This window comes from Bartonella sp. MU37NMGALS, assembly GCF_042194015.1.
GTDB classification, from domain to species: Bacteria; Pseudomonadota; Alphaproteobacteria; order Rhizobiales; family Rhizobiaceae; genus Bartonella; species Bartonella grahamii.
The window spans coordinates 1-9,105 of record NZ_JBHIML010000025.1 but is presented as its reverse complement, the minus strand read 5'-3'; the positions used below and the strand labels follow the sequence as shown (position 1 = coordinate 9,105).

The following is a 9,105-nucleotide window of genomic DNA, read 5'->3' as shown; positions in this document are numbered from 1 at the left end:
GCAGGTTCAAATCCTGCCCCCGCAACCAATGTTCCAAAACTAATAACTTCCATAAAAATCAAATCACATCTAAACATGACAATACGCCCATAATATCCCGTGAATATATAAAAATCCACGTAATGAAAAATGTTATAGAATAACTCTTTACTCAAAATTCCCCCTATACAGTGATTTTATAAAAGTTCCTTTAAAGTCAGTATTTTACATACATAAGTTCCCCTTCATGCTACACTTTTCTCATAAAAACTCATCAAAAAAACTAGAAAAACTAGTCGCCCGTAAACGCACCAAGACCTAGGAGCGGCTTTGGAGCTGGATCGGATGTCTTCTCATCCCATAAAAGAACCCAATAGAACTAGTAAGGGGTATGCCACTAATGAAGCAGTGGTAGGCAGAGGCAGGTAGAGAATGCTTTCTTCTTTCTAAAACGATAAATCTAAAAGCTCTTCTTAGTACTGCAAAACAAAAAATATCATCAATCTCTGAAAATAAAAGCAGGAGGAAACCTGTTGTAGCGTCTAAACGCATGGGAATGCAATGCTCATCACTTGCAACTCTTCCCACGTACAAAAAACCAAATAAGAAGGGGCATGCTACTAATCATCATGCACCTCTGGAAGCAAAATGGGTAGGGGAAGAACGTATAAGGTACGTAATGCCACGCACTTAAAGGGCGCGCAAGGACTAAATCTAAACTCAGATTTTCTTGGTTCTTATGTCATCTCTCCCTTTGTTCTATGTGTAGTCTGTATATCTTCATCCTCAAAATAATCTGCCAACTTTTTGTAACAAAAAAACTGCACACAATTCCTTGAACATCTACACTATCTATACCCCTAACTACTAAGGCGGATTTTTACCTAGCAAGCTTTTTGGGGTAGCAAGACTAGGCCTATGATCATTGTAATGATGCCAACTTTTTGCAAACAGTGTTTTAAGAGGGTAAAGCGTTATGTTGATAGCAGAAAGCCTGTAAAGAGAAAATGGCTATGGTATGTAAGAATAGTGCTGTTTTTTATAAGGAGCTGTCTTATTATAAAATTAAGTAGGGTAGGGGAAGAACGTATAGGTATGTAATTTACGCGCATAAAGGCTTTGTAGGGACTAAATCTAAGCTCAGATTTTCTCTCTTTACGGAGTTAAGACTTGTGTTTTTATTATAATGACTAGCTTCTCCATCATAATATTTCTGCACGAGAGCTTTCCAAAAATAGTACACCAGCTAGTTTGTTCTTAAAAAAATAATCAAGGCAATACTTTTGCACCATACTCATTCGCCATCCTTAAGGGCGGCTTTTGCATTTACAGAAATTGCCACTGACTTTAGAAGCGGAGCCTAGAAACGCGGGGAAGAGGAGAACCATAGGGCGGTGTGACTACTCATGTTGTCATGCTATAGAAATATTTGGTTTTGTAGGGTAGAAGCAGCCACTCCCCTTTAATGCTTTTTAGGCATTAAAAATGGCACGAAAAAATGCTGGTAGTCGTGATATGTTTTTTATTATGGCTGATCCATGAGCTCTAAGATATAAATTGAGAGAGAATGGGCGGCATTAAAAGTTAAACGCGCATGGCGAGGCTTGAGATTGATTAGTTCAAAATCATTTTTTGAGCGGCCGTGCGCTGCACTTTTCTTGTTTCTTAACTTTATAGTACCGCGCACAATTTGATACAGACCGGATGCGATCATTTTTAAGTCATTTTCATCTAGATCTTGATTTGTTAAGTTTTCTTGCTTCATATCTTCGGGATGGATCTTAGCTTTCTTAACGACTTCTTCCCATAAAGCGGGCAGATTATTACGGGCGTTTTCTGCATATGGGATAGAATGGTGGTCGAGATAAGCTTTGCAAGAGGCTTCCAACAGATTTGCTGCAAATAGAACCGCCTCCCTTGGATCTTTTTCTATATTTTCTAATGCTCTTTTTACTTCGATTTCTACTGCTGAAAGGCCTTTCTCTGTAATACGTTTTTGTAGCTCTTCTGTAGAGAGGAGACCAGCTTTTTGCAATTCTTGTGTGAAGGTCAACTCCTTCTTGATAAGATGCCCTCCACGCTGATATTCTAATCCATCTTTCTTTAACGTTTCTAAAACTTTACGTTGATCTTTTTGTAACTGTAAAATTTTTTCATATAATGATGGATTTAATCTGCTTGGGTCTGGGTCATAATATTCTTTTTCTAAAAAATCCCCAAGCAAGTTACCAAGGACTTCAAGCGGTTCATTGCATTCCACATTGATTGCACGTAGCCACGCTTTAACTTTTTGGATTTTTGTACCTTCTGGAATTTCAGGAGGAGCAAATGATGCAATAAACAAGTCATCTAACTCGTTATGCGTATAATGGTGCGCAAACATTGGAGGGAGTAGTCCAATGATTGCAGAAGGGATTTTGTTTTTCTGAGAGATTTTTTGCGGAGGTGATAATTGCATTTTGTATCTTTGTAATATCAAAAAGTGGTGTGTGGAGTGGTTTTTAGAATATGATTTTATTGTCTGACCTTGTATAGAAGGTCGCGCAACAATTTTGTGGCTTATATAAGATTTGTGAAAGAGAAATGCCATATTGTGTTTTAATTTTTTTCTCCTTTCATTGTTATAACAGTGAAGCAGTGAAGGGGGGTGAATAATGCGTGATAATTGGAAAAATATAGAATGAGAACAGAAGTATAATTTTGTATTATCGTAACTGCAATAGCATTCTTTATTGGCAGATTGTTTATTGGAGAGAAGGAAGCAGGCAATGCGCATAATCCCTGAAAGGAAGGTTTTGTGACAAGAATTTCAATAATGGCATGTTACTAAATGTTGTGTGTGTTCTTTGCTTGTTAGAAAAAGTAGATGGCGCTCTTTATTTGCATAACCGGTATAGAGTAATGCGGGAGGCTAGTTTAAAATCTCGTTTATTCCGTTAAAGCTTACGGTTTTCTATAAAAAGACTGTTTTCATTATATCCGCTGTGAAGCTCGCATACTTGGTAGATGGAAATATACGCGTTTATCGTGTCTGTAAGGGAGCTTGAAGCAATGAAGTTATGTGTAAAAGAGTTCTGAAAAGCTTCTTTTGTCCGTAAATTTTATAAGGAAAATCTAAAGGCAGGAAAATGTTAGAGAAATCTCAGAGCACACTGTAAAAGTAAAAAAACAGCCTTTTTAGAGATGGTTTGCTGTCTGTCATCATGCTTTATGATTTTCAATGTTTTTAAAATTTCATTTCTCAATGAGAGAGGGCTTTTTTATTAAAGTGGGGGAGATTTCTTATAACAGTTAACAATGAAATGGAGAGAAGATGCTGCTTTACCAGCTGTTTTTGTCGCTTCAGTTTCATTTGGACCTATTGCTGTTATGAAAGCTAGTGATTCAATGACTTTGAAAAGGGGCGAATAACATTATCAAGTTTGCAATACAGTGCGATTTTCCACATCGCGGTGTGTGGTAAAAGATGATTAGCATTTATAGGGGCGTGCGCGGGGGCGGGTTCTATATTCTATGCTGGTTCGGTAGGGTGTCTGTTAGCGCATTTATGGGACTATTCCGCATTGAAATGCGTGCTTAATTTCGTGGATCTTTGCAAAGGTCTGATCAGAAAATCCCATATTTCAAGAGGTTTTTAGAGGGATCTAAAAGCACAGAGGTATCATAAAATTACAAACACCGTACGTTACTGGAGGTGATCAATTTTAGAGCTTAAGGAGCTTATCGGTTTAGTGTTCTTTCATAAAAATGATGAAGGCTGTGGTCAAGGTCTCAGTGTGTTGGTTTCTCGAAAAGTGGTAAATGCTGTATGATTTTATATGCCATTGCCAATGTTATGGATAGGGAGTTCAAATAAAGCATATCATAAATCGGAATTCTTCTCTTTACGCGATAAGAAGAGGGCTAGGCAAAACAGTAAAAATGCAGCGATAGAGAATATGAAGAATACGATATATGTTTGGTTTAAGGACAGGTATTCTTCTGTCAGAGAATGGATCAAAAAGCCAGCGAATATACCCCCTAAGGCACCACCTATTTGCTGTAATATGCGTGTGATAACGGCTGTATCTTTGACGTATAAACTGTTGACATATTGGATGGGGGCGGAAAGGCAGACAATGGTGGCGATGCCAAGTCCTATGCCTCTTAGCAAGAATCCAAGTCCATCCATGCTTATATTATAGCCGAAGCATAATAACCCAAGGCTTGATATCACTAAACCAATTCCTATCATGAAAAAGGGAGATTTTTCTTTCCATTTTTGGTAAATAAATTTCCTGCCAATCCACGCACCCACTCCTTGCAGAGCAAGGAGGGCACCGATGATGAGAAGGCTCTTTTCATAGTTTCCTCCCATGGCAACGGCTAGTGGGAAATAAACGAGGAAGCTATAAAAAAGAAATGAAGCAACGAGCCCCATGATCATGAGCAATGTATAGCGCGCATTTTGAAATCCGCTAAAGACGATTAATTTGTTTTTTGCTTTCTGATTAGAAACAATGAATAATATGAGAGATATCACGGCTATAAGCGCTAGGATAAAGAGGGTGTTGTGGTTATTGATATTTCTGGCTTCTGTGAGATAAAAAAACGAAAGAAGGGAGATGGAAAACGCTAAAAAAGCAAATAAGTTAAATTTTGTTTTTGTTGTTTCGTTGCTCTTTAAATGTTTAGCTCCAAGGGTGAGTGCCAATAAAATAAGCGGAATATTGATAAAAAATAACAAACGCCAAGACACATACTGAGCAAGCGAGGCGCCTACCAGCGGACCAAAGGCAGGAGCGAAAACTGTTGGTACGGCTATGGTGCCCATGGCTTGGCGCACGCGTGTCTGTCCAAATTGTAAGGCAATGATGGTTTGGCTAAGGGGCAGCAAAAGACCGGTCCCAAAACCTTGAACGATACGGGCAGATATAATAGTTGGAAAATTATAGCTTAATCCTACCCCCAGTGATCCAAGCATAAAAATGAAGCTTGCAAGAAGCCAAGTGCTTTTGATACCTATTCTTCCTTGCACAAAAGCGGCCATTAGCAGCCCTGGAACGGTGGCGAGAAAATAGGATGTTACAACCCATTGTATATTATTTTCTCCGACTGAAAAATAATGCGCAAGGTTAGGAAGGATGACATTGACAATGCTCCCGTCCAGCAGAGGAAGTATGCTGGAAATAATGACGGTATATATGACATACCTTTCTGTTTTTGTATAGGAATCTCTCTTTTGCATTATTATGCCCCCTGTTGATATTCTTTAAAATATTGTCCTCGCCCCATTCCCAGACTTTTAAAAATTAACATGTGTTTGTGATGGCTGTGGTTTTGATATTGGGATAAATGTGATTGGGAGCGCTGATGGTCCCCTTGTGTACAACCCTTCTTCCTCCAAAATGAAGCCATCAGTTAAGCTGATGTCAATGAGTTTATCGAGGAGTCTATTTGCCGTCAACTCAATCTGCATGAGAGCAAAAGCAGAACCTACACAAACGTGCACGCCTGCTCCAAAGGCTAAATGGTTTGCGGTCCTTATGAGACCCGCCCCAGTTTTACTGCCCCGTTTACGTTCTGGTATAAAATGATTGGGGTTCACAAAAATATCAGGATCACGGTTAGCTGCTCCAATCATACAAAAAACAAGAGAGTCGGCTGGTAATGTGACTCCTGCGAACTCTATCGCTTGATTGGTCTGGCGTGGTATAAGCTGAACGGGAGAAGTCAAGCGCAGTGTTTCTGTAATTGCATCGCCAAGAAGTCTCCTGTCATTTTGGATTTTTTCTAATTCATTTGGGTGTGTGAGTAAATGATAAAAAAGATAAGCTAATGTTTTATCAGCAGGTTCTATGGCGGCCAATAACATGTTAAGGACGAGAGCAACTATTTCAGAAGTTGTCATGCTATTAGCATCATTTGTTTTCTGGCATAAAACAGAGATTAAATCTTCTGATGCGTTTTTGTCCCATTCTTCTATAAGTGGTGTTAAATAAGAGATGATATCTTTGCTGCACGATAAGCTGAATTCTTTTTCCTCATCTGATTGGTTTAGGCTGGTGACAAAAGATGCAACTCCCTTATGCCACATGGATATATCCTTGTAGCGATCTATTGGTAGGCCTAAGACCATTAATGTAACAAGCACACTATAGTCTTTACCGAATTCATTTATAATATCTATTTTCCCTTTTGCAAGATGCGGCATGAGAAGCTGGTCTATTATTTCTTCAATAATTTTAGTATAGTGCGTGCGGAACATTTTTCCAGTAAGTTTTGAAAGTATGGCGTGCCGCTTGCTATGGTGCTCATGCCCTTCCATTTGTGCCAATACGCGATCGCCCATTACCGGCTCTGCTCGAACGGCTAAGGGCGCTGTTGTAAAGCGGGTATCCTTCAAAATTGCGCTGACATCTTCATAGTGGCCAAAAAAATAAGCTTTAAGATTTTCATCCCAAAGAACAGAGTTAGAAGAATGTACAGTTTGGTATATATTGTATGGATTTTTTTGGAAATTTTTGTCCATAACGTTGAATTTAATAACGTTGCGCATCATTCATTTTCCCCTGAATCTTCAATCATAAACTGGTTCTTCTCATAAGTTTGCGTACATATCGAAACAATTCCGTGACCTTGTTGTTTATCAACACAGAGAGGTTGTTCACCATTGAGCAACAATTCTCCAACCGGCCATTCACGATGGTAGGCTAAAACTGAGTTTTCTCTATTAAGTAAAGATGGGCTATTTACGTAGAAAGGGATTTCATCAAAAATATATTCAAGAGAAATATTTGTTGTTTCTAAATTCTTTGTTTCTTCAATTGATAATCCCACGCTTTTTGCCCGACGTTCAACTGCTTGGATTGACATTTTCGTGCATAATTCACGAAATTTTGAATTTTTTTTGCACAAATCTATAGCCTTTAATTTCAATTTTTTATAATTTTCATTTTGCTTGTATTGAGAGAAGTCAAGAATGCGAAATGATTTTTCTAAATTATAAGAATCATGAATATTATATAATATGCGTCTTATGCGATTGAGCTCTTTTTTTGTTTTCCTCTCTGCTTTAGCCTTAGGCGCTCCAGAAGCTAATATAAGAAGCATGGCTGATTCTATATCTGGGAGCAATACGTCAATATCTTTGAATTTCTTTGCAGCCCAACATATGAGCTCAGTGATATATTTTTCTGAAAACCTTGTGTTGAACGGACTTATACCGATCATAAGATGTTGCTTCATCGCAATTAAACGAGAGCAGTTTTCCGATTGTCCCCTTATAGAAAACGAAAGACGGTTCTTGATATCTATTTCTTTTTGTAAACTCACACTCAATCCTCTCCCCCGTATTCTATTATGGTGATTGTGGGAATATAATTTATTTAAAGAACTGATAACCAATTATCGAATAGTGTCCCATTATGTAACAAATAAAAAGTGTCTTGTAAAGGCAATTACGGAATAATTAATCTGTTAAGTTAACGTAAGATACACACGGGTATTTGTACCACTTTAGTCATGAACATGGGAGAGATTCCAAATCCCGATGTATAGGGTTTGACGTTTACCCAGTGCTGGAATGTTAAGAGGAGATGTGCAAGCATTGAATTGAAACCCCAGTAAACGGCGGCTGTAACTATAACGGTTTTAAGGAAGCAAGACTACTTGTCGGGAAAATTCCGATCTGTACGAATGGTGTAACGAGCTTCTCCGTTGTCTCCAACGTAGACTCAGTGAAATTGAACGCACTGTGAAGATGGAAAGTTTTGGCCGGTTAGATAGAAAGATGACATAGTCCGCTAACTATCATTAAGTCCCTTTTTTTGCATGACACTGTTCAAGATAAAACCTAATATGCCTGTGATCATGGTGGCGATGCCAATGATAAACAGTGTGCTTTGGGTGTGATGCACTTTTACAAAACCGGCTCCTAGAAAGCCAAGGCACACCGCTGTTTGTATGATAAAGATATAGGCAGGCATTTGGTTGTTTCGGTGTTCTTTCTGAATGGCTTTCATCATAAAACTTGCCATCAGAGCATTTTGCACGCCGTTAGCACCCCCAAGGATGAAAAATGACAGCATCATTAACCATACAATATGTGTTAAGGAAAAGCAGAAAATTGCAAAGCCGATGATTGCAGCGGCAAGTGATGCTCCAGCGGCATTACCAAAGCGATGAAAAAGGCTGGAGAAACAGAGTGGACCAACCACGAGGCCAAGACTTAACATGCTTGTGATTACCCCATAGGTTTCTGCACTGAAGTACAGCTCAGTGCGGATGCGGACAATCGATAAGACGTTGAGAGCAGAGGTGAGGATGATGGTAATGATGAGGGGAGAAAGAGCATAGACAATATTTTTTTTACGCAAGAGCCCTCTTAAGTCTAGTCCCTTTTTGGCTTGTTGTACTGCGTTTGTTGTTGGCGTATGAATTTTTAAACTTTTAAAACAGAAGAGAGTGATAAAGGTTGCACAGAGAACCATGATGGATAGTGCAAAGAGCCCTTTTTGCCCGTTTGATATTCCATACAACACGCCCCCTAACAGTGGTCCTGCAATATAGCCAAGATTACGGACTGTTTGGATAATGCGGTTGATACGGTCTAGTTGCTGATCATTGGTTGCAAATTCTGGGACGGAAACGAGGATAGCGGACCAAAAGAGTGAACCAGCACAACCTAGTGCGAAAGAAAGTGCAATGTAAACCCAAAATTGGTTGGCGATTGCGGCAACAGCTATGAAAAGTGCTTCAAACAATAAAACAATGGGTACTGTTCGCGCTGGTTGGAAGCGATGTAAGAGATGTGGTGCAATGGGGCCTGCACAAATTGCCCCGACAAGCCCTGCAAACAGCAGCATTGAAATAGATGCTGTGCTTTCTGCTAAGTGGAGAGCAAATGTAACTTGTGCTGTTTCATCGGCAAAGCTGCTAAAGCCCAAAACAAGGAAAAGCCCCATTTGGGTGACAATCATGGATTTTTTCTTTGTCACAATGCTCCTCCCCAAGAGGTTATAAGGTACAATTTTCTTCTACGTGTTTATGGTATATCCCATGCTTTGTATAGTTTTTCTTGATGATCAGTTGAGAAAGGAAGTTTTCAGAGCTCTCTTCAAAACAAGCACAATGCCTATTGGCAGT

General features: G+C 39.2%; 5 protein-coding genes and 1 other annotated feature. All 5 genes read right to left on the bottom strand.

Features of this window, described 5'->3' with window-relative positions:
- Positions 1-1,504 precede the first annotated feature (1,504 nt).
- Positions 1,505-2,437, bottom strand: a complete 933-nt coding sequence (locus ACFIJP_RS08025) for an abortive infection family protein (protein WP_375626836.1) — start codon at positions 2,435-2,437, stop codon at positions 1,505-1,507.
- 1,404 nt (positions 2,438-3,841) lie between these two features.
- Positions 3,842-5,206 carry an MFS transporter gene (locus ACFIJP_RS08020; protein ID WP_375626834.1) on the bottom strand — a complete coding sequence of 455 codons (1,365 nt, stop codon included), beginning with the start codon at positions 5,204-5,206 and terminating at the stop codon, positions 3,842-3,844.
- A gap of 57 nt (positions 5,207-5,263) precedes the next feature.
- Positions 5,264-6,520, bottom strand: coding sequence for a cytochrome P450, cyclodipeptide synthase-associated (locus ACFIJP_RS08015; RefSeq protein ID WP_375626832.1), 1,257 nt, complete (start codon positions 6,518-6,520; stop codon positions 5,264-5,266).
- Complete coding sequence (locus ACFIJP_RS08010) at positions 6,517-7,293, bottom strand: tRNA-dependent cyclodipeptide synthase (protein ID WP_375626830.1); 777 nt, start codon at positions 7,291-7,293, stop codon at positions 6,517-6,519. The genes ACFIJP_RS08015 and ACFIJP_RS08010 overlap by 4 nt, the downstream gene beginning before the upstream one ends.
- Positions 7,294-7,379: 86 nt before the next feature.
- Positions 7,380-7,669: a sequence feature (23S ribosomal RNA rRNA prediction is too short), on the top strand.
- A gap of 94 nt (positions 7,670-7,763) precedes the next feature.
- On the bottom strand, positions 7,764-8,957 hold the full coding sequence (locus ACFIJP_RS08005) for an MFS transporter (RefSeq protein ID WP_375626828.1): 1,194 nt from the start codon (positions 8,955-8,957) through the stop codon (positions 7,764-7,766).
- Positions 8,958-9,105: the final 148 nt, after the last annotated feature.